We start from the raw sequence: 20,629 nt of genomic DNA, 5'->3' as shown, positions 1-20,629 counted from the left end.
GTAGCAAGGAACATAAAGTGAACGGAATGACCACCACCGCCGTATGTTCCCCTCACCCTAACCCTCTCCCCGGAGGGGCGAGGGGATTGCTCAGTGCTCGCATTAATTTGTGGGGAACCCTCAGCCCTTTGGGAGAGGGCCGGGGTGAGGGCATCAGGCCGCACAATACTGAAGGGAAAACCATGCACACAACCCACAGCACATTTTCTCTCGCCGGCCACACCCTTCACCGCATCACTTTCGACCCCACCACCTTCACCGACGCCGATCTCCTCTGGCTGCCCCATCACGCACAGCTGGCTGACGCCGGACGCAAGCGCAAATCCGACCACCTGGCAGGCCGCATCGCCGCGGCGCATGCGCTAAACGAGCGCGTAATCCCCGGCATCGGCCCCAGCGGCGAACCGCTCTGGCCGCAAGGTATTTCCGGCAGCATCACCCACAGCGGCACGCAGGCGATGGCCGTCGTCACGCAATACCCTGCGCTTATCGGCATCGATTGTGAAACGATCCTTTCCGAAAACGAAGCCTGGGAAATCAAAGACGGCATTATTGATACGCAGGAAGAACCTGTGCTTTCCCGCTCGGGATACCCGTTCGCCCTTGCTCTCACGCTGGCGTTCAGCGCCAAAGAGAGCCTGTTCAAGGCCCTCTTTCCGCAGGTGCAGACCTGGATGGGTTTTGACAGCGCCCGCATTACCCTGCTCGACGACAGGACGCTTACGCTGGCATTGCCCCGTCAACTTGCAGGCTTTGAGGAAGGCACTGCCTTCACCCTTCACTGGCAGCAGCACGGCGAACAGGTCATCACCCTGCTGTCACACGCTCCTGCCGACGTGCCTTCACGCTGGTCAACACAAACGTCACGATAAACACCAACGCGAACAGGACCACAATGGTCGGCGCGGGCGCGCTGTCGAGATAAAACGAGGCATAAACGCCGCTTACCGACACCAGCGCTGAAACGGCGACCGCCACCAGCAGCGCCATGTGAAAGCGTCGGGTGATCAGCACCGCCACCGCGCCGGGGGCAATCAGCAGCGAAATCGACAGAATTATACCCACCGCTTTCAGCGTCGCCACGATGGTCAGCGAAACCATGCACAGTAAGCCGTAGTGCAGCCAGCGGGTGCGCAGGCCGCTCGCCTGCGCCTGCTGATAGTCAAAGCAGAACAGGAGAAAATCGCGCCACTTCAGGCCAATCACCAGCGCAATCAACCCCGCGACGAGACCGCTTTGCAAAATGTCCATCCCGTTAATGCCCAGCATATCGCCGAACAGAATGTGGTCGAGATGCACCTCAGGTTTGACGGCGATATAGAGGATCAGCCCGGCGCCGAACATGCCGGAAAAGACGATCCCCATAACCGTATCTTGCTTGATTCGGCTGTTATCCTTCAGGTATCCGGTGGCGACCGCGCAGAACAGACCGGCCACGAATGCGCCCAGCGCCAGCGGCAGGCCCATCATCCAGGCCAGCACGACGCCGGGAAACACCGCGTGGCTCATGGCGTCGCCCATCAGCGCCCAGCCTTTCAGCACCAGAAAAACCGACAGCAGCGCGCAGGGCACGGCCACCAGGAGTGAAATCATCAGGGCGTTGTTCATAAACGCAAACTGGAACGGTTCGAGGAGCAGCGTCATCATGGATGTGCCTCCCGCGCCCGACGGCGGCTGGCAAGCAGCCCGTGCTTCGGCGCAAAGACGAACGCCAGCAGGAACAGCAGCGTCTGGGCGACCACGATAATGCCGCCGGTGGCGCCGTCCAGGTAATAGCTGGCCCACGCACCGAGGAAGCTGGTGATGCTGCCAATGGCGACGGCAATCATCAACAGGCGCGGGAAGCGATCGGTCAGCAGCCAGGCGGTCGCACCGGGCGTAACCACCAGACAGATCACCAGAAATGCGCCGACGGTTTGCAGCGCCGCCACGGTAGAGACCGCCAGTAGCGTAAAGAAAAGAATTTTCAGGCGTTCAGGACGCAGACCGATGGCGCGGGCGTGGTTCTCATCAAAAAAGGTCACCATCAGATCTTTCCATTTGAACAGCAGGATAACTATCGACACCACGCCGATAATCGCCAGCTGGACGATATCTTCCGGGGCGATGGCGAGAATATTGCCGAGGACGATGGTCTGAATGTTCACCGAGGTCGGGTTGAGTGAGACCATAAACAGCCCCAGCCCGAAAAACGAGGAGAAGATCAGCCCGATAATGGCGTCCTCCTTCAGGCGGCTGCGCTGGTTGAGAAACAGCATGCTGCCCGCCGCCAGCCCGCCCGATAAAAACGCCCCCAGCGAGAACGGCAGCCCGAGCATGTAAGCGCCCGCTACGCCCGGCACGATGGAGTGCGACAGCGCATCGCCGATCAGCGACCAGCCTTTGAGCATCAGATAGCAGGAGAGAAACGCGCACAGCCCGCCCACCATCGCCGAGACCCACATCGCGTTGAGCATGTACTCGTAGCCGAAGGGTTCGAGAAGCGCGTTCATTTGGCCTCCTGTCGGTGCGTGACGAAGGGGCGTTCGTCGTCGGTAATAATGCGATCTTCCGAGCCGCTGAGCACCACGTGGCGCAGCACGCCGCTGAAGGCGCGCTCAAGATTCTCGGCGGTAAAGGTGATATCCGTCGGGCCGCTCGCCAGCACGGTGCCTTTGACCATCACCGTGTAATCGCAGAATTCCGTGACCGAGCCCAGATTGTGGGTCGAGACCAGCATCGTTTTACCCTCGTCGCGCAGCTCCCGCAGCAGGCTGATGATCCTGGCTTCGGTTTTGACGTCCACGCCGGTAAACGGCTCGTCGAGCAGGATCACCTCGCCCTGCTGGGCAATCGCCCGCGCCAGAAACACGCGCTTCTTTTGGCCGCCGGAGAGCTCGCCAATCTGCCGATGACGCAGCTCAAGCATGTCCACGCGCTTCAGGGCGTCGGTTACAATCTGCCTGTCGCGCTCTTTAGGCCGACGCAGAAACCCCATATGCCCGTAGCGGCCCATCATCACCACGTCCTCGACCAGCACCGGAAATGACCAGTCGACCTCTTCCGACTGCGGCACGTAGGCGACCAGGTTCAGGCGCAGCGCCCGGTGAGGCGGAAGCCCGAGAATGGAGATAGTGCCGCTCGCCGCCCGCACAAAGCCCATCACCGCCTTAAACAGCGTGGACTTGCCGGAACCGTTCACCCCCACCAGGGCGGCAATCGATCCGCCCGGCACGCTGAACGACGCGTCGCGCAGCGCCGTGTGGCCGTTGCGGTAGGTCACGGTCACGTCGGTTACAACAATCCCCTTCTGCATGGTTACTCCTTCATCCCGTCGCGGATGCCCTGCACCAGCGTGCGGGTGGTGACGTTCAGCAGATCGATATAGGTTGGCACCGGGCCGTTTTCTGCACTCAGGGAGTCAACGTACAGCACGCCGCCGTAATGGGCGCCGGTTTCCCGCGCCACCTGACGAGCGGGCTTATCCGAGACGGTGCTTTCGCTGAACACCGCCGGAATGTGATGTTTTTTCACCAGATCGATAACCTTGCGCACCTGCTGCGGCGTGCCCTGCTGATCGGCGTTGATCGGCCACAGGTACAGCTCTTTCAGGCCCAAATCCCGCGCCAGATAGGAGAACGCCCCTTCGCTGGTCACCATCCAGCGTTTGTCTACCGGGATCGCCGTGACCTGCTTGCGCAGCGGTTCGAGAGTGGCGGTGATCTTCTGCTTGTAGGCGTCGGCGTTACGCTGATAGGTCTGCGCGTTGGCCGGATCGTACTTCACCAGCGCGTCGCGAATGTTATCGACGTAAATCAGGGCGTTGTCCGGCGACATCCACGCGTGCGGGTTGGGCTTGCCGTTATAGGGCCCTTCGCTGATGCCCATCGGGGTGATGCCTTTGGTAACAATCACCTCCGGCACGCCGTTCAGATGCTGATAAAAGCGCTGGAACCACAGCTCCAGATTCATGCCGTTCGCCAGGATCAGCTGCGCCTTCTGCGCGCGTTTGATATCGCCCGGGGTGGGCTGGTATTCGTGAATTTCCGCGCCCGGTTTGGTGATGGAAGTGACCTCTGCGGCATCCCCCGCTACGTTTTTCGCCATATCAGCGATAACGGTAAAAGTGGTGATGACCTGGAACTTTTCAGCCGCCAGCGCGCCGGTTGTGGTCGCGGTCATAAGCAGCGCGCCGAGCAACAGACGCTTCAATCCTTGCCGTGGATGCATCGCAGAAGTCTCCTGAAGTGATTAAATTAAAAGCAAAATTAGCCCGTGCTATAAGGTATAGCACAGGCTATATTTAAATGAAAATAATTATCATTAAAGTTGTGTCAACGGAGGGAGAGCCTGATGGCGCTTCGCTTATCAGGCCTACGGTAAAGCAGTTTTGGAGTTTTGTAGGCCGGGTAAGCGCAGCGCCACCCGGCATAAGGGCGACTCACTGCCCGGCAAGTGCCTTATAAAATGCAGGATTCTCCCGAATCACATTAAGTACCTTCGCCGCCAGCCCGGTTGGGTTGCGACGTTTAGACTCCCAGCTCTTTATCGTATCGACGCTCGTGCCAAGCGCCTTCGCCATTTCGCTTTGCGTGATATTGAGCTGCTCTCTGATGGCGCGCACATCAGCAACTTCATAGCGGGTTACCCGGGAAGCGGCTTTTCTTCCGTTATGGATCTCAACGGCCTCTTCAAGCGAAGATTTTAATTCATTAAAAATACTCATTATCAGCCTCCACCTGCCTGATTAGGGTACATAGTACACCTCAAATTTACGGCACTGGAAGCAGTATTTTTCAGAATGGAAGTCAGCTTTTTAAGTTCTGCTTTCTCTGTCTCTGTCAGGCTGTCCTTTATGCATTTTGGATAGGCCATAATGAAATAGATCACCTCTTGCAGATCCTTTAATTCATCATCCGTAGCAATGCTTTTAATCTGTCGGGTAAAGAGTGATGTTTCGATAAACTCTATCGCATGACTCATCCATAGTTCCTTCCCTAAACGCAGCAAAAGCCCGAATGCTTCAGCATCAGGCTCTTGCTGCATGGTTACTCTTCCTTGAGTAATGCTGCGCCAAATAACTGTATTTATATACAGTCTGAAGGTATTTTAAGAATCCGTTTAGACATCCGGGAACATCACGCTATTCCCCGGCGCTTCCCTGTGGAGATGGATAAAGTTCAGGTGCCGTTCATACTGGTCCAGAATATCCGTAATTACCTGCTCCTTGCTGTAATCCATCAAATCATTCCCCTGGCTCCCTTCCAGCAGGAAGGTCTCCAGCCGGTAGTAGGTCGATTTCCCGCTGCGCGCCCGGTAGGTGAACCCTGGCACCGAATACTGCTGCGGCCAGATCTGATAAACAAAGTTCTGCTCGTCGCCCATGTGCACCAGCAGATCCAGGTGCCCCAGGGTTTCGCCCTCTTCAGGTGGCAGGTTTTTCAGCTCCACGTAGGCGCCACGCAGCTTCAGCTCCTGCGCCACCTCTTCCATCGCCGGGAAGCAGACCGTCTCCATCATCTGGCTGGTGTAGCGCGTGCCCGGGTAGTTCATCAGGCGCGACAGGCGTTTCTTCCAGCTCAATCTGTCCTGCGCGCCCATCGGCCGCGGGGCGGTGTCGCGGCTGGCGCTGACGCGGCGGTAGTCTTCCACCTTAAGCGATTTATATAGCCCGGCCATCACGAAGAAGATCACGAAGCTGAACGGCAGGCCCATGATCACCGTGGTGTTCTGCAACGCAGAGATACCGTTGGTCATCAGCATCCCGAGCGTCAGCAGGCCGATGGCGACGGACCAGAAGATGCGCAGCCAGTTCGGCGCATCGCTGTTGATGTCCTTCAGCTTTGAGGTGAAGTTCCCCAGCACCAGCGCGCCGGAGTCCGCCGAGGTGACGTAGAACAACAGGCCGGTAATGGTTGCTACGGACGCGCTAAAAGTAAACGCCGGGTACTGCGCCAGCAGGCTGTAGAAGCCGCGCTCCGGGTGCACCATCGCTTCCTGCGCGAAGGTCGCATTGCCGTGGATAATTTCGTGCAGCGCGCTGTTGCCGAAAATCGACAGCCACAGCAGGGTGAAGGTGAACGGGATGATCAGGGTGCCCATCACGAACTGACGGATGGTGCGCCCACGCGAAATTCGCGCCAGGAACAGGCCGACAAACGGCGACCAGGCCACCCACCACGCCCAGAAGAAGAGCGTCCAGTTGTTCATCCACTCCACCGGGCGGTCAAAGGCGAAGCTGTTCAGCGTCATGCCCATAAAGCGGTTCACGTAATCACCTACGTTGAGCACTAGGGCGTTGAGCAGGAACGAGGTGTCGCCCATAAACAGCACGAACAGGATCAGCCCCAGCGCTAGCGCGACGTTCAGCTCGGAGAGCACGCGAATACCTTTATCCACGCCGGAGGTCACCGAGATGGTAGCGATGATCACCGACAGTGCAATTAGCGCCGCCTTCGCCGCCATCGAATCCGGGATGTCAAACAGCACGCTCAGCCCGTAGTTAAGCTGCACTACGCCAATCCCGAGCGTGGTGGCGATGCCGAAGATGGTGCCGATCACCGCCGCGATATCGACGCTGTGACCAATCGGACCGTTGATCTTTTTCCCGAAAATCGGGTACAGCGCGGAGCGGATGGTAAGGGGCAAATTATAACGATAGCTAAAGTATCCGAGCGCCATGCCCATCAGGGCATACATTGACCAGCCCGTCAGGCCGTAGTGGAACAGCGTCCAGACCATCGCCTGACGCGCGGCCTCCATCGTCTGCCCTGCCCCTTCCGGCGGCTGCATATATTGCGTGACCGGTTCCGCCACGGAGAAGAACATCAGGTCGATGCCAATGCCCGCGGCAAACAGCATCGCGGCCCAACTCAGCAGGCTGAACTCGGGCTTGGACTGCTCCGGCCCAAGCTTCACCGAACCGAAGCGCGAGCAGGCAATGCAGACGACGAACACGATATAGAGCGTCGCCGCCAGAAGGTAGTACCAGCCGAAGGTCTTCGACACCCAGTTCAGGGTGCGCCCAATCCACTCGGCAGAAAAATCACGAAAGAAGATAGTCGTCAGGGAAAACAACAAAATCAGCCCGGCGGACGTAAAAAAAACGACCGGGTTGATTTTGTCTTTTTCTCTGTATTGTGAAAGGTCTGTCATCCAGTATCCCCACTGTTTTTGTAACTATTAAAATCCAAAATCGCAACAATTAAGACACATTTTATATTGAACGTCCAATCAAAAACCGCTTTAATAGATTACCAACGCTGATGAATGGAGTGGCAAAAATGCCCAAAGTGGGGATGCAGCCGATCCGGCGCAGGCAGCTCATCGATGCCACGCTGGAAGCAATTAATGAAGTGGGAATGCATGACGCAACCATCGCGCAAATCGCCCGTCGGGCGGGCGTGTCCACGGGGATCATCAGCCACTATTTCAAAGATAAAAACGGTCTGCTGGAAGCAACCATGCGCGACATCACCGGTCAGTTACGCGATGCGGTATTAAGCCGTTTACGCGCCCTGCCGGACGGCAGTGCAGAGCAGCGTTTGCAGGCGATTGTCGGCGGCAATTTTGATGAAACCCAGGTCAGCGGCGCGGCGATGAAGGCCTGGCTGGCCTTCTGGGCCAGCAGCATGCATCAGCCGATGCTCTATCGTTTGCAGCAGGTCAGCAGCCGCCGGTTGCTCTCAAATCTGGTGTACGAATTCCGCCGCGAACTGCCGCGTGAACAGGCTGAAGAGGCGGGCTACGGGCTCGCCGCACTGATTGACGGGCTGTGGCTGCGCGCCGCGCTCAGCGGCAAACCGCTGGATAAAACCCTGGCCCAGTCGCTTACCAGCCACTTTATCAGCCAGCATTTACCGACCGAATAAGCGAGGAGGAAGCATGTCCCGAATGGCAGAACAGCAGCTTTATATCAATGGTGGTTACACATCGGCCACCAGCGGTCGCACCTTCGAGACCATCAACCCGGCGAACGGTGAAGTTCTGGCGAGCGTGCAGACCGCCGGGCGCGAAGACGTGGACCGCGCCGTAGAGAGCGCAAAGCGCGGGCAAAAAATCTGGGCGGCGATGACCGCCATGGAGCGCTCGCGCATCCTGCGTCGCGCCGTCGATATCCTGCGCGAGCGCAACGACGAGCTGGCAAAGCTGGAAACCCTCGACACCGGTAAAGCGTTTTCTGAAACCTCGACCGTCGACATCGTCACCGGCGCGGACGTGCTGGAGTACTACGCGGGGCTGATCCCGGCACTGGAAGGCAGCCAGATCCCGCTGCGCGAGACCTCCTTCGTCTACACCCGCCGCGAGCCGCTGGGCGTGGTGGCGGGCATCGGCGCGTGGAACTATCCGATCCAGATCGCCCTGTGGAAATCCGCCCCGGCGCTGGCGGCGGGCAACGCGATGATCTTCAAGCCGAGCGAAGTAACGCCGCTTACCGCCCTGAAACTGGCGGAAATCTACACCGAAGCGGGCGTGCCGGACGGCGTGTTTAACGTTCTGCCGGGTGTGGGCGCGGAAACCGGCCAGTACCTGACCGAGCATCCGGGCATCGCCAAAGTCTCCTTTACCGGCGGCGTCGCCAGCGGCAAAAAGGTGATGGCGAACTCGGCGGCCTCGTCCCTGAAAGAGGTGACGATGGAGCTGGGCGGTAAATCCCCGCTGATAGTGTTTGACGATGCGGATCTGGATCTCGCGGCAGATATCGCCATGATGGCCAACTTCTTCAGCTCCGGTCAGGTGTGCACCAACGGCACCCGCGTGTTCGTGCCCGCGAAGTTCAAAGCCGCGTTTGAGCAAAAAATCGTTGAGCGCGTGGGCCGCATCCGCGCGGGCGACCTGTTCGATGAAAACACTAACTTCGGCCCGATGGTCAGCTTCCCGCACCGCGACAGCGTGATGCGCTACATCGCCAAAGGCAAAGAGGAAGGTGCGCGCGTGCTGTGCGGCGGTGACGTGCTGAAGGGTGACGGCTTTGATAACGGCGCGTGGGTTGCCCCGACCGTGTTCACCGACTGCACCGACGAAATGACCATCGTGCGCGAAGAGATCTTCGGCCCGGTGATGTCCATTCTTTCCTATGACACTGACGAAGAGGCCATTCGTCGCGCCAATGACACCGACTACGGTCTGGCGGCGGGCATTGTCACCGCCGATCTGAACCGCGCCCACGGCGCTATTCATCAGCTCGAAGCGGGCATCTGCTGGATCAACACCTGGGGCGAATCCGCCGCGGAGATGCCGGTGGGCGGCTACAAACACTCCGGCATTGGCCGCGAGAACGGCGTCATGACGCTTCAGAGTTACACCCAGGTGAAGTCCATCCAGGTTGAGATGGGTAAATTCCAGTCCATATTTTAACCGGGAGGTTTATTTGCAATTTGACTACATCATTATCGGGGCTGGCTCTGCCGGCAACGTTCTGGCAACACGACTGACTGAAGATCCGAACACCACCGTCCTGCTGCTTGAGGCGGGCGGGCCGGACTACCGCTTTGACTTCCGCACCCAGATGCCTGCCGCGCTGGCCTTCCCGTTGCAGGGCAAGCGCTATAACTGGGCGTATGAAACCGAGCCAGAGCCTTTCATGAACAACCGCCGCATGGAGTGCGGACGCGGAAAAGGGCTGGGCGGCTCGTCGCTGATCAACGGCATGTGCTACGTGCGCGGCAACGCAATGGATCTGGACAACTGGGCGAAAGAACCGGGTCTGGAGCACTGGAGCTATCTCAACTGCCTGCCCTACTACCGCAAGGCAGAGACCCGCGACGTGGGGCCGAACGACTACCACGGCGGTGACGGTCCGGTGAGCGTCACCACCTCTAAGCCGGGCGTGAACCCGCTGTTTGAAGCGATGGTGGAGGCAGGCGTGCAGGCGGGCTACCCGCGCACCGACGATCTCAACGGCTATCAGCAGGAAGGCTTTGGCCCGATGGATCGCACGGTCACGCCGCAGGGCCGACGCGCCAGCACCGCGCGCGGCTATCTGGATCAGGCCAAACCGCGCCCGAATCTGACCATCCGCACCCACGCCATGACCGATCACATTATCTTTGACGGCAAGCGCGCGGTGGGCGTCGAGTGGCTGGAAGGCGAAAGCACCATTCCTTCAAAAGCGACAGCGAAGAAAGAGGTACTGCTGTGCGCGGGCGCTATTGCGTCTCCGCAGATCCTCCAGCGCTCCGGCGTGGGCAACGCTGAACTGCTGAAGCAGTTTGAAATCCCGCTGGTACATGATTTACCCGGCGTGGGGGAAAACTTGCAGGATCACCTGGAGATGTACCTTCAGTATGAATGCAAAGAGCCCGTTTCCCTCTACCCTGCCCTGCAGTGGTGGAACCAGCCGAAGATTGGCGCGGAGTGGCTGTTTGGCGGCACAGGCGTGGGCGCGAGCAACCACTTCGAAGCGGGCGGGTTTATCCGCAGCCGCGAGGAGTTCGAGTGGCCGAATATTCAGTATCACTTCCTGCCGGTAGCGATTAACTACAACGGCTCGAACGCGGTGAAAGAACACGGCTTCCAGTGCCACGTCGGCTCCATGCGCTCGCCGAGCCGCGGGCACGTACGGATTAAGTCCCGCGACCCGCATCAGCATCCAGCGATCCTGTTCAACTATATGTCCCACGAGCAGGACTGGCAGGAGTTCCGCGACGCGATCCGCATCACCCGTGAGATCATGCACCAGCCGGCGCTGGACAAGTATCGCGGTCGCGAAATCAGCCCGGGCGTCGAATGCCAGACCGACGAACAGCTGGACGAGTTCGTGCGTAACCACGCCGAAACCGCCTTCCATCCGTGCGGCACCTGCAAGATGGGCTACGACGACATGGCGGTGGTCGATGGCGAAGGCCGCGTTCACGGGCTGGAAGGGTTACGCGTGGTAGATGCGTCGATTATGCCGCAAATTATCACTGGCAACCTGAACGCCACCACCATCATGATTGGTGAGAAGATTGCCGACGCCATTCGCGGGCGCGAGCCGCTGGCGAAGAGCACGGCGGCGTATTATGTGGCGGATGGGGCGCCGGTTCGTCAGGCATTACAGAACGTTTAATATTCTGCCCTCTCCGTAAAACGAGAGGGTTTTCAATACATCCCTTCATTACGATAATATTTTTCGATAACTATAAGAAATAAATATTACCCGGCAATTATTTTGTTCATTTAAAAGTCTGTTGACACTGCTCCCGTAATTCAACTAAGTTTAATCGAATGTCTTTCCATTCGAAATATACAATATATTTTAAACTGAAATTAAAGAAAGCGTCATTATTCTTTAATTCTCTCCTGCCTTTATTTTTGCATCACTCAACCGCGAGATAAGATCATGAATAATAGTGCAAACAACGTTGTTGTTATCACCGGCGCCAGCAGCGGTATCGGTCAGGCTATTGCCCTGTATTTAGCGAATAAGCCTTTTTCTCTGGTACTGGTGGCGCGTCGCCTGGACAGAGTTAACGCCCTGGTGGATCGCATCATCCAGCAGGGCGGCCGGGCGATTGCCGTGAAGGCGGACGTGACCCGTCAGGAGGAGGTCCAGCACGCGATTGACGCTGCCGTTGCCGCATACCAACGTGTCGATGTGCTGATCAACAACGCGGGCTTTATGGCTATCGCCCCCATCAGCGAGCGCAAGACCGACGAGTGGGATCGGATGATCGATACCAACCTCAAAGGCGTTTTATACGGCATTGCGGCGGCGTTACCGGTGTTCCAGCGCCAGGGTGGCGGGCATTTTATTAACGTTGCGTCTGTGGCCGGTATTAAGGTGCTTGCGCCCGGCGGCGTGGTCTACAGCGCCACGAAATTCGCCGTCCGCGCGCTGAGCGAAGGCTTGCGTCAGGAGGTGGGTAAAACGGTCCGCACTACGCTTATTTCTCCCGGTGCGGTCGAGAGCGAACTGCAGTTCGGCAGTTCTGACGAAGAGAGTAAAAAATTCCTGCATGAATTTTATAAGCAGGCTATTCCGGCAGATGCCATTGCGCGGGCCGTATTATTTGCTATCGAGCAGCCTGATGATGTTGATGTAAATGAAATTGTCGTCCGGCCAACGCAGGAAGAATTTTAGCATGACTTAAATAACGCTGAATGAGGTGTCATTATGATTAAGTCATTAACGTCCTTATCAGATTTAAATATGCGAACAGGTGCCGACATTCTTCTTGAAGTGCTGGAGAGTGAAGGCGTGGAATATATTTTTGGCAACCCCGGCACCACCGAACTTCCGCTCATTGATGCCCTGCTCCGGCATGAAAATATTCACTATATTCTGGCGCTTCAGGAGAGCACCGTGGTGGCGATTGCCGACGGCTACGCGAAAGCCTCCGGCAAAACCGGTTTTATCAATTTGCACACCGCCAGCGGTCTTGGGCACGGAATGGGAAATTTAATCAACTCGCGGATTATGAAAACGCCGCTGGTTGTCACCGTCGGGCAACAGGACACGCGGCACTACGTGCGCGACCCGCTCCTGTACGATGACATAGTCTCCATTGGATCGCCGGTGGTGAAATGGGCGCAGGAGGTCACCAGCGCCGACCAGCTCCCGGTGCTGGTGCGTCGCGCGTTCCATGCTGCCAGCTATCCCCCCGCCGGGCCCGTATTGCTCTCTCTGCCAATGAACGTGATGGAAGAGCTGAGCGACGCCGGGATACAAACGGCCTCCAAAGTGAACTATCACACCGTCGCGGGCTCCCTGGACGAGCTGGCGGCGGACCTGAGCCAGGTTACGCCCGGCAGGATAATGATTGTGGCGGGGGATGAAGTTCACTCCAGCGGCTCGACGCCGGAGATTGTCCAGCTTGCAGAAGCGCTAGGTGCACACGTTTACGGCTCATCGTGGCCGTTGAATTTGCCCTTTCCCACGCAGCATGCCCTCTGGCGCGGCAATATGCCTACCACCGCCAGTGAAATTGCCAGCATCGTTAATGCCTACGACGCGGTGTTTATCATTGGGGGCAGAAGCCTGATCACCATATTATACAGCGAAGGAGACGCGATTCCGGGCTCATGCGCGGTCTACCAGCTCTCCGCCGACATGAACGAGCTGGGCCGCACCTACGCTACACGCCTGTCGGTGATGGGGGATATAAAACTCTCCCTGAAGGCGCTCTTACCTCTGCTTCAGCAGCGCCTGGTGGCAGGCAAATTGACGCATCAGCGGCTGCTCAAAACGGCACGCGCTGAACGTGAAAAAGAGTGGCAACTGCAGGAAGAACGTCTGGCTGCCGAGCGGCTGCGCCCGGCCATTTCGCCGATGGTGGCGGCCTATGAAGTCATCAAAGCCGTTCCGCCGGGCGTCACCATTGTTGATGAAGCGATTGCCACAGCCAGACATGTCCGACGTTTTATCTCCGACACGCAGCACCAGCGCTACTATTTCATGCGCGGCGGCGGTCTGGGCTGGGGTATGCCTGCGGCGGTGGGCCACTCGCTGGGGCTGGGCCGCGAGCCGGTAGTGTGCCTGATGGGCGACGGCGCCTCGCTGTATTCGCCGCAGGCGCTCTGGACGGCAGCACACGAAAACCTGCCGGTCACCTTTATCGTGATGAATAACCTGGAGTACAACGTTCTTAAAAACTTTATGAAAGGACAGCCGGGTTACAGCTCGACGCAGTTGGGGCGCTTTATCGGGATGGATCTGATTAATCCGCACATCGATTTTCAGTCGCTGGGCACCGCCATGGGCATTCGCTGTTGTCGGATAACCGATGCTGCAGACATCGCCGAAGCGGTAACCCGCGGACTGCAGTCAGGAAAAACCAACCTGATTGAAATCGCGATTTCCGCGGATTAACTGCATCCTGCGCTGTACCCTACATAAAAAGCTTATAAACGAAACGCCTCCAGCCGCTTAATCTGCCGCCCCTGGGCGTCAAAATTCTCCGCCGCCAGCCAGGCGCGCAACTCCGCGTCCCTTTCCTGCCACTCGCCGTCAATAATAGAGAGCATATCGCTGTCGCGGTTGCGTCCTTTGCGCACCAGCTTCTGGCGCAGACGTCCCTCCCAGACGAACCCCAGCCGCTCCGCCGCGTTGCGTGAGGCGGTGTTCATCGAATCGCATTTCCACTCCAGCCGACGATATTTATGCTCAAAGGCATTTTTCAGCAGTAGCCACACCGCTTCGGTACCCACGCGGGTGCCTTTCATCTTGCGCGACCAGGTGACGTGGCCAATTTCCACCGATCCCAGAAAGCGTTCAATCGCCATATAGCTCACCAGCCCTACCGCCTTTTCGGTGCGCAGATCGATAACGGCAAAGGGCACCAGGTCGTCATCCAGCACCTTTCCGAGCACCCAGTGCGCAGTAGCCTCAACGCTCACAGGCTGGGTGCTGGCAAGCCACGTCCAGTCGCTGTCATCGCCCAGTGCGTAAGCTTCAAACAGATCCGCCGCGTGGCGTTCTGCGTCCAACGGTTCCAGACGACAATACTGGCCGGTTAGCGGCGTGCGAGTTAGCGCTCGGGCACATTTCCAGTCGGGGACGATATCGTTAACGGTTTGACCATGTTGATTGATTTCGGGCACGGCGGTGACTCCCTGCAAGGTAAGGAGTTTGTTATAGCAGGTTAAAAAGCGGTCGAAAAGGAAGAACGTGCAGGCCGGGTAACGCGTAGCCGCCACCCGGCATAAAATTACTTCAGCAGCTTAACCGTCGCGTCGATGTCGATTTCATCTTCGGTGAAGATCATCGTCGTGTTCTGGAAGGTGGTGATCGCCAGCTTCTTCACCGTGCGCATCTCGCCCGGCTTTTTCTCACTTTTCGGCTTGATGCTGTTCATCAGTAGCCCCACCGACAGCACCGCGTTCTCTTTGTCGATTTTGGTCTCAACGGGCTCTTCTTCGCTGAACACCACGAAGGATTTGATCGAGGTGAGCTTCACGCGCTCGCCCGCGATATAAAGATGCTTGCTCTCCGGGATCACCTTCACCGCATACGCGGAAAGGCCTTTGGTGTTGGTGGTGGGTTCGAAGGTCACCGCCGCATCTTTCTTAATCAGATCAGGGTTGGCGACCTTAATCACGTGAAAATAGCGGTTGTCGCCGTTTTCATCTTTGATAAATCCGAAGCCTTTATCTTTAAACCACGTTGTGATTGTACCGTTCATCGCTGTTACCGCCTGTCAGATCTTAAGACTAAAGTTTTGCAGCGCGCAGTGTAATGCACAATGGCTGAGGAGACAAAAAAAAGCCCCTGCACGGGAGCAGGGGAAAGTTCATGTCAGAGCTTATTAGAATTTAGTTGAACACCATCCCACCATCAATCAGCAGCGACTGACCGGTCATGTAGTCGGAGTCTGGTCCGGCGAGGTAAGAGACGCAGGCGGCCACATCTTCCGGTTCGGACAAACGGCCAAGCGTGATGCGTTTGGCAAAGGTTTCCGTTCCGTAGCCGAGCGGTTTACCCGCCGCCTCGGAGACCTGACGGTCGATCTCCGCCCACATCGGCGTTTTGACGATGCCCGGGCAATAGGCGTTAACGGTGATCCCCAGCGGCGCGAGATCCCGCGCGGCGGTCTGGGTTAAACCGCGCACCGCGAACTTGCTGGAGCTGTACACCGCCAGTTCCGGGTTGCCGGTATGGCCCGCCTGGGAGCAGGCGTTGATGATTTTACCGCCGTGCCCCTCTTTGCGGAACGCGTCAATCGCGGCCTGAATGCCCCAGATCACCCCTTTCACGTTGATGTTGTAGACCTTGTCGACAATTTCCGGCGTGATGGATTCGATAGGGGTAGACGGCGCCACCCCGGCGTTATTGACGATGACGTTGAAGCCGCCCAGCGCGGTGCGGGCTTTTTCCACCGCCGCAAACACCTGGTCGCGGTCAGAGACGTCCACCTTCACGGCGACGGCCTTCCCGCCGTTGCGGGTGATTTCATCGGCAACCGCTTTCGCCGTCTCTTCGTTGTAATCCGCAATAGCGACGGCAAAGCCGTCCTTCACCAGGCGAAGCGCGATCGCTTTGCCAATCCCCTGGCCGGAGCCGGTTACGAGAGCCACTTTTTGCATTTCTCTGTCCTTATATTGATTCACAAAATCTGGCTGAGATGGAGCTGGCCCATCAGCAGCGGGTTATCGCTGTAGTCGACGGGAATGGCCACCACGGCCGGGCCATCGACATCCATTGCGGCACGCAGCGTCGGTTCGAGCGCATCGGCACTCTCGACGGCAAAGCCTTTCGCACCGAAGGCGTCGGCATAGGCTTTGAAATCGACCGGGCCAAACTCGACGCCGGAGAGACGCTGGTATTTTTTCTCTTCCTGGATCGCCACCATGTTGTAGGCGTTATCCACCCAGATGATGTGCAGCACGTTGGCATTGAGGCGCACGGCGGTTTCCAGCTCCATGCTCGACTGCAAAAATCCGCCGTCCCCGGAGACCGACACCACCTTGCGCCCCGGGTTGACCAGCCACGCGCCAATCGCCCACGGCAGCGCCACGCCCATGGTCTGCTGACCGTTGGAGATCATCACCTGACGCGCGCGGAAGCTGTAGAGGTAGCGGGCGATCCAGATGTGGAAGCTGCCCATATCGACGGTGAGCGTTACGTCGTTATTCACGATGTCCTGCATGGCGCGCACGATGCGCAGCGGATGCAGGGCAAACTGGTTTAGCGATGCGCCGCGACGGTCGAGGAGGTCCCGCTGATGCTGGCGATCGACCAGAATTTCCGAGGCGCGCTGGCTCAGTTCAAGCTTGTGCTCAATACGGCTGGCGAGCAGGTTCAGCGTGGCGGCGATATCCCCCACCAGCTCCAGATCGGGAACATACTTGCGCTCCTCATAGGCGGGCAGCACGTCAATGTGCACCAGCGTGGCATCGCCGCTGTTCCACATGGACGGTTCGTATTCCACCGGGCTGTAGCCGATGCAGATAATCAGATCCGCCAGATGCAGCAGCCGATCTCCGGCCTGGTTGTTGAACAGGCCGACGCGCCCGGCGAAGCGGGTGAAGTGTTCCTGATTCACCGCCCCGGCGGCCTGATAAGTGCTGGTGACCGGAATGCGGCTTTTCTCAAGCAGCGTGCGCAGCGCGGCGCTGTTGGCCGGCTGGCTGGCCATCAGGCCGAGTAAGATGACCGGGTTTTTGGCCTTTTCAATAAGCTTCGCCACGTCGTTAATGGCGGACTCCGGTGCCGGGCCCATCAGCGCCGGGCCGCTGGCGGGTAAAATCGCTCCCGTGGTGGGCTGGTCGACAATATCCTGCGGCAGGCTGACAAACGCCCCGCCCGGCCTGCCCTGCTCGGCAGCGCGAAACGCGTTGGACACCACCTCGGCAATCGCGTCAGGCGAATTGACTTCGACGGCGTATTTGGTCACCGGGCTGAACATGGCGACAGTGTCCATGCTCTGGTGCACCAGCTTGGCTTTATCCGCCCGCTTCACCGCCCCGCCCAGCGCGACGACCGGGTCGCCTTCGCTGTTGGCGGTGGCGATGCCGGTGATCAGATTGGAGCAGCCCGGCCCGGAGGTGACCAGCGCGACTCCGGCCTTGCCGGTTAACCGCCCTACCGCTGCCGCCATAAACGCCGCGTTGGCCTCGTGACGCACCGGGATAATCTCGATGGAGGAGTCCAGCAGGGAGTCAAAGACCTTGTCGATTTTTGCGCCCGGGATCCCGAACACCTGCTTCACACCCTGCGCTTCCAGCTGGCCGACAACCATATCGGCGCCGTGCGCCCACTGACGTGACTGTTTCTCACTGTTCACGGTAGTTCTCCTGTTAGTTTTCGACGGCGCGGATAGCCGCATCAAGGTTGCTGGGGTGCAGGTTGGCCTGTAAAAACGCGCTGTCGGCGGGCAGGTCAATCATCAGCTTGTGGATTTCGCCGAAGGTGAGCACGCCGCTCTCCAGCTGATAGTCGAGCAGATGTCCCCCGCCCTGACGGTCGTCGGTGATAAAGTGCTCGTGATAGCCCGCCACGTTGATGCCCTGCATATGCTGCGGGGTGCGGAACCCGACCAGAACGCCCTCGCGCTGGTTAAAGCGGAACACCGGCTGGTCGTCCAGCACGTCGGTCATTGCCCGGTACGGCGGCGTCTGGCGCGGAACGGTGCGGGTATGCGCATGGCGGAAGTTGCCATCGATGTGCAGCGCGCAGAACAGGTTATCGGAGGGGATCTGCTGGTCGATCACGTCGTGGATCTGCTGACGGCTGACCGGACCGTTAAAGGTTTTGCGGTACTGCGGCTGGAACCAGGTCATCACCGCGAACGGCGTTTTTTGCTCCGGCTTAGCGGCGCGGGCGCTGCCGTCGGCGCGCAGCTGGTACACCTGACTGCTGAAGGCAATCATTTCACCGTCCAGCTCGTTAAAGGTGCCGAGACCAAAATCACCGTGTGCCAGCAGGTCGGCGATCGTCGTCTCCCCTTCGTAGACGCCGCTTAGCAGGGCGCTCATTAGCGATGTCTGATAGATCACGCTGTCAGGATGCTGAGCCGAGAACCCACGCAGGGTCTCGCATAAACTCGCCTCACAGTCGCATGCAGATGAATGCATCATCATGCCCGTCCTCTTCAACTTTATTTATAAAGGTTAAATAAATGTTGACCCGATTCAGCAGAGAGTTCCAATATAGAATCCATGCTGGTTTGAGACGTTTTTGATATGGAACTTCGTTATCTGCGCTATTTTGTCGCGGTTGCACGCGAGCGACACTTCACCAGGGCGGCCAAAGCGCTGGGTATTTCACAGCCTCCACTGAGCCAGCAGATTAAACGGCTTGAGGAGGAAGTGGGCACACCGCTGTTCAGGCGCCTGACGCGGGGCGTGGAGCTGACCGAGGCGGGAGAAGCCTTCTATGAGGACGCCTGTAAGATCCTGGCGCTGAGCGACGCTGCGCTGGAGAAAGCCCGGGGCATCGCGCGCGGCCTGAACGGCAGCCTGTCGATTGGCATCACCAGCTCCGACGCCTTTCATCCCAAAATTTTCGCGCTGATTCGTCAGTTTCAGGTGCAGAACATTGCGGTGCAGGTTCACCAGGTGGAAGCCAATATGTCTTCGCTGACGACAATGCTGGCGGAGGGTGAACTGGATATCGCCTTTGTGCGCCTGCCGTGCGAAAGCAGCAAGGTGTTCGAGCTAAAAATCCTCGACCGGGAGCCGATGGTGGTGGCGCTGCATCGCGATCATCCTCTGGCTGCGTGCGATTCGCTGGCGTTAGAGCAGCTTCGGGATACACCGGTGGTGCTGTTCCCCCAGGAGGTCGCGCCGGGGCTGTATGACCGCGTTTACGGCAGCTGCGAGCGGGCCGGAGTCGATATGCAACACACGCTGCAATCTTCACAACTTTCCTCTTCTCTGAGCATGGTCTCCGCTGGCGGCGGGTTCGCGCTGGTGCCGAAATCGATGGCCGCTATTTCTCCGCCGAATGTCACCTACCACGCGCTGAGCTCACCGGAGCTTTATACCGATATCGCGCTCTGCTGGCGGCGCTTTGAACGCTCACGGACGGTGAAACGGTTTCTGGCGATGATGAGCGAGGGGGAACGGGAGCAGGGATGAACCTTTTCAGAAACTGCGGACTGTATTGATGCCCAATTTATTGCGAAGCAGTTTTTGAGGCTGAATTTGAAGGGAGTATGGGCAGGCTGCCATATAAAACTCAGTACCATTACCCTTTAAAAATAAAAAACCCGCACAGGTGCGGGTTAATTTTTTATCAGTACAGCTTAACTGCTCGGACTATTGTCTTCATCGCTATCGTACGCCGCACTGATATTTAGCGCGGGTTACAGTGGAGAAACGTTTCCAGCTGCTGGACCTTTTGCGCCATTCTCAATGGTAAAGGAAACTTTCTGACCTTCATCAAGCGTTTTGAAGTTGTCGCTCTGAATTGCAGAGAAATGTACGAATACATCTTTGCTGCCGTCGTCAGGGGTGATAAAGCCAAAACCTTTATCTGCGTTGAACCATTTTACTAAACCAGTCATTTTATTAGACATAGATAAATCCTTAATTTATGAGCCACTTAAGCGCGGCGATGATGGCCTGTATTTCGAGAGTTACTTATTTGGCACTTAGGAGGAGGCTCACGAAGAAGGAGTATCTACTGATAACACCTGAACTGAGGACTGCTTTACTAAAACTGCTTTCATAAGGTCTGTATTCCAAACCGATGACGCTATTAAGACACAGCGAAATTTATTGCGCAATGATTATTATTATTTATTTTAACCATTTAAACGCCCGGATGGCTGGTCGCGGTGCCAGACATCGTTCTGGCTTGAGGTCTACCATGTACTACAAAATGTCTACGCTTTCACTGTGCCGGGAGTTTGGGGTGTTTTGTTCACAGGTGGGAAAATCCTCCCGCGCGACGCAGACATCATTAGAAGGGATGCTCAAAATGAAAAGGTCTGCGTAAGACGTAACCACAGTGCAAACTGTGCCCGGCGGCGCTGCGCTTGCGCGGGCCTACGGGTCGTATCGCGGTGGTTTTGGAGGCAGGGTCGGGCGTAGCCGCCACGCGGCAATGCCCTTCTGAAAGCCGCCTCGCAAACCTGCAAGCAACCTTATGTAATTCAGGGGCATCACTTTTCATCCCTTCTTCACGGTCGTAAAGTGCCTGCGTTGCGGCACATCCGTAACCGGGCGTAGGAACCCGTTAGCATAACATGACACTTTTCTGCACAACGAGGATGCTAAATGGCTA

20 protein-coding genes are annotated in these 20,629 nt (G+C 57.7%); 7 read left to right on the top strand and 13 right to left on the bottom strand.

Annotated features, from left to right (window positions below; translation table 11 throughout):
* The first annotated feature begins 182 nt into the window (after positions 1–182).
* On the top strand, positions 183–872 hold the full coding sequence (entD, locus tag HP459_RS10855; RefSeq protein ID WP_171936199.1) for an enterobactin synthase subunit EntD: 690 nt from the start codon (positions 183–185) through the stop codon (positions 870–872).
* Here entD and HP459_RS10850 read toward each other — a convergent pair.
* From HP459_RS10850 to betT, 7 genes are all read right to left on the bottom strand, one after another.
* Positions 808–1,647, bottom strand: a complete 840-nt coding sequence (locus tag HP459_RS10850) for a metal ABC transporter permease (RefSeq protein WP_058646737.1) — start codon at positions 1,645–1,647, stop codon at positions 808–810. The two genes, entD and HP459_RS10850, sit on opposite strands and share 65 nt — an antisense overlap.
* The gene (sitC, locus tag HP459_RS10845) at positions 1,644–2,492 is read right to left on the bottom strand and encodes an iron/manganese ABC transporter permease subunit SitC (RefSeq protein ID WP_022647369.1); all 849 of its coding nucleotides are present in this window, start codon (positions 2,490–2,492) and stop codon (positions 1,644–1,646) included. The genes HP459_RS10850 and sitC overlap by 4 nt, the downstream gene beginning before the upstream one ends.
* The gene (gene sitB / locus HP459_RS10840; protein WP_023299548.1) at positions 2,489–3,295 is read right to left on the bottom strand and encodes an iron/manganese ABC transporter ATP-binding protein SitB; all 807 of its coding nucleotides are present in this window, start codon (positions 3,293–3,295) and stop codon (positions 2,489–2,491) included. The genes sitC and sitB overlap by 4 nt, the downstream gene beginning before the upstream one ends.
* Positions 3,296–3,297: 2 nt before the next feature.
* Entirely contained in the window at positions 3,298–4,209 is a 912-nt protein-coding gene (locus HP459_RS10835) for a metal ABC transporter substrate-binding protein (RefSeq protein ID WP_022647367.1), read from the bottom strand.
* Positions 4,210–4,420: 211 nt separating this feature from the next.
* Positions 4,421–4,705: a NadS family protein gene (gene nadS / locus HP459_RS10830; protein WP_003858821.1), complete on the bottom strand. Its 285-nt coding sequence runs from the start codon at positions 4,703–4,705 to the stop codon at positions 4,421–4,423.
* 2 nt (positions 4,706–4,707) lie between these two features.
* Entirely contained in the window at positions 4,708–4,962 is a 255-nt protein-coding gene (locus HP459_RS10825; protein ID WP_063201267.1) for a hypothetical protein, read from the bottom strand.
* A gap of 138 nt (positions 4,963–5,100) precedes the next feature.
* A complete protein-coding gene (gene betT / locus HP459_RS10820; RefSeq protein ID WP_171936198.1) occupies positions 5,101–7,134 on the bottom strand; it encodes a choline BCCT transporter BetT in 2,034 nt (677 codons plus the stop codon).
* Positions 7,135–7,262: 128 nt separating this feature from the next.
* On the opposite strand from betT, the gene betI reads away from it, so the two are divergent.
* The 5 genes from betI (at position 7,263) to HP459_RS10795 (ending at position 13,771) form a co-directional block, all read left to right on the top strand.
* Positions 7,263–7,850 carry a transcriptional regulator BetI gene (betI, locus tag HP459_RS10815; RefSeq protein ID WP_023299544.1) on the top strand — a complete coding sequence of 196 codons (588 nt, stop codon included), beginning with the start codon at positions 7,263–7,265 and terminating at the stop codon, positions 7,848–7,850.
* Positions 7,851–7,863: 13 nt separating this feature from the next.
* On the top strand, positions 7,864–9,336 hold the full coding sequence (gene betB, locus HP459_RS10810; protein WP_063163428.1) for a betaine-aldehyde dehydrogenase: 1,473 nt from the start codon (positions 7,864–7,866) through the stop codon (positions 9,334–9,336).
* A 13-nt stretch (positions 9,337–9,349) separates the two neighbouring features.
* On the top strand, positions 9,350–11,029 hold the full coding sequence (betA, locus tag HP459_RS10805; protein ID WP_171936197.1) for a choline dehydrogenase: 1,680 nt from the start codon (positions 9,350–9,352) through the stop codon (positions 11,027–11,029).
* Positions 11,030–11,302: 273 nt separating this feature from the next.
* Positions 11,303–12,043, top strand: a complete 741-nt coding sequence (locus tag HP459_RS10800; RefSeq protein ID WP_023299541.1) for an SDR family oxidoreductase — start codon at positions 11,303–11,305, stop codon at positions 12,041–12,043.
* A 33-nt stretch (positions 12,044–12,076) separates the two neighbouring features.
* Positions 12,077–13,771: a thiamine pyrophosphate-binding protein gene (locus HP459_RS10795; RefSeq protein WP_023299540.1), complete on the top strand. Its 1,695-nt coding sequence runs from the start codon at positions 12,077–12,079 to the stop codon at positions 13,769–13,771.
* A gap of 32 nt (positions 13,772–13,803) precedes the next feature.
* On the opposite strand, the gene HP459_RS10790 is transcribed toward HP459_RS10795, so the two are convergent.
* The 5 genes from HP459_RS10790 to budA form a co-directional block, all read right to left on the bottom strand.
* Entirely contained in the window at positions 13,804–14,502 is a 699-nt protein-coding gene (locus HP459_RS10790) for a GNAT family N-acetyltransferase (RefSeq protein WP_171936196.1), read from the bottom strand.
* A gap of 107 nt (positions 14,503–14,609) precedes the next feature.
* A complete protein-coding gene (locus HP459_RS10785) occupies positions 14,610–15,083 on the bottom strand; it encodes a cold-shock protein (protein WP_022647360.1) in 474 nt (157 codons plus the stop codon).
* Between the two features lie 130 nt (positions 15,084–15,213).
* Complete coding sequence (locus HP459_RS10780; protein WP_022647359.1) at positions 15,214–15,984, bottom strand: (S)-acetoin forming diacetyl reductase; 771 nt, start codon at positions 15,982–15,984, stop codon at positions 15,214–15,216.
* Between the two features lie 20 nt (positions 15,985–16,004).
* Positions 16,005–17,684: an acetolactate synthase AlsS gene (gene alsS, locus HP459_RS10775; protein ID WP_045623289.1), complete on the bottom strand. Its 1,680-nt coding sequence runs from the start codon at positions 17,682–17,684 to the stop codon at positions 16,005–16,007.
* A 13-nt stretch (positions 17,685–17,697) separates the two neighbouring features.
* A complete protein-coding gene (gene budA / locus HP459_RS10770; RefSeq protein ID WP_171936200.1) occupies positions 17,698–18,477 on the bottom strand; it encodes an acetolactate decarboxylase in 780 nt (259 codons plus the stop codon).
* Positions 18,478–18,582: 105 nt separating this feature from the next.
* On the opposite strand from budA, the gene HP459_RS10765 reads away from it, so the two are divergent.
* Complete coding sequence (locus HP459_RS10765) at positions 18,583–19,479, top strand: LysR family transcriptional regulator (RefSeq protein ID WP_045623287.1); 897 nt, start codon at positions 18,583–18,585, stop codon at positions 19,477–19,479.
* 227 nt (positions 19,480–19,706) lie between these two features.
* On the opposite strand, the gene cspA is transcribed toward HP459_RS10765, so the two are convergent.
* On the bottom strand, positions 19,707–19,919 hold the full coding sequence (gene cspA / locus HP459_RS10760; RefSeq protein WP_022647355.1) for an RNA chaperone/antiterminator CspA: 213 nt from the start codon (positions 19,917–19,919) through the stop codon (positions 19,707–19,709).
* Positions 19,920–20,629 lie beyond the last annotated feature (710 nt).

It is taken from the genome of Enterobacter sp. CM29 (assembly GCF_013179605.1).
Taxonomy (GTDB): domain Bacteria; phylum Pseudomonadota; class Gammaproteobacteria; order Enterobacterales; family Enterobacteriaceae; genus Enterobacter; species Enterobacter intestinihominis.
Note: the sequence above shows the minus strand (reverse complement) of the source record. Positions and strands in the feature narration are given on the sequence as shown.

Coding starts and splice junctions, on each gene's coding strand:
- entD (WP_171936199.1), top strand. CDS start 183: ATGCACACAACCCACAGCACATTTTCTCTCGCCGGCCACACCCTTCAC.
- HP459_RS10850 (WP_058646737.1), bottom strand. CDS start 1,647: ATGATGACGCTGCTCCTCGAACCGTTCCAGTTTGCGTTTATGAACAAC.
- sitC (WP_022647369.1), bottom strand. CDS start 2,492: ATGAACGCGCTTCTCGAACCCTTCGGCTACGAGTACATGCTCAACGCG.
- sitB (WP_023299548.1), bottom strand. CDS start 3,295: ATGCAGAAGGGGATTGTTGTAACCGACGTGACCGTGACCTACCGCAAC.
- HP459_RS10835 (WP_022647367.1), bottom strand. CDS start 4,209: ATGCATCCACGGCAAGGATTGAAGCGTCTGTTGCTCGGCGCGCTGCTT.
- nadS (WP_003858821.1), bottom strand. CDS start 4,705: ATGAGTATTTTTAATGAATTAAAATCTTCGCTTGAAGAGGCCGTTGAG.
- HP459_RS10825 (WP_063201267.1), bottom strand. CDS start 4,962: ATGAGTCATGCGATAGAGTTTATCGAAACATCACTCTTTACCCGACAG.
- betT (WP_171936198.1), bottom strand. CDS start 7,134: ATGACAGACCTTTCACAATACAGAGAAAAAGACAAAATCAACCCGGTC.
- betI (WP_023299544.1), top strand. CDS start 7,263: ATGCCCAAAGTGGGGATGCAGCCGATCCGGCGCAGGCAGCTCATCGAT.
- betB (WP_063163428.1), top strand. CDS start 7,864: ATGTCCCGAATGGCAGAACAGCAGCTTTATATCAATGGTGGTTACACA.
- HP459_RS10800 (WP_023299541.1), top strand. CDS start 11,303: ATGAATAATAGTGCAAACAACGTTGTTGTTATCACCGGCGCCAGCAGC.
- HP459_RS10795 (WP_023299540.1), top strand. CDS start 12,077: ATGATTAAGTCATTAACGTCCTTATCAGATTTAAATATGCGAACAGGT.
- HP459_RS10785 (WP_022647360.1), bottom strand. CDS start 15,083: ATGAACGGTACAATCACAACGTGGTTTAAAGATAAAGGCTTCGGATTT.
- HP459_RS10780 (WP_022647359.1), bottom strand. CDS start 15,984: ATGCAAAAAGTGGCTCTCGTAACCGGCTCCGGCCAGGGGATTGGCAAA.
- budA (WP_171936200.1), bottom strand. CDS start 18,477: ATGATGCATTCATCTGCATGCGACTGTGAGGCGAGTTTATGCGAGACC.
- HP459_RS10765 (WP_045623287.1), top strand. CDS start 18,583: ATGGAACTTCGTTATCTGCGCTATTTTGTCGCGGTTGCACGCGAGCGA.
- cspA (WP_022647355.1), bottom strand. CDS start 19,919: ATGTCTAATAAAATGACTGGTTTAGTAAAATGGTTCAACGCAGATAAA.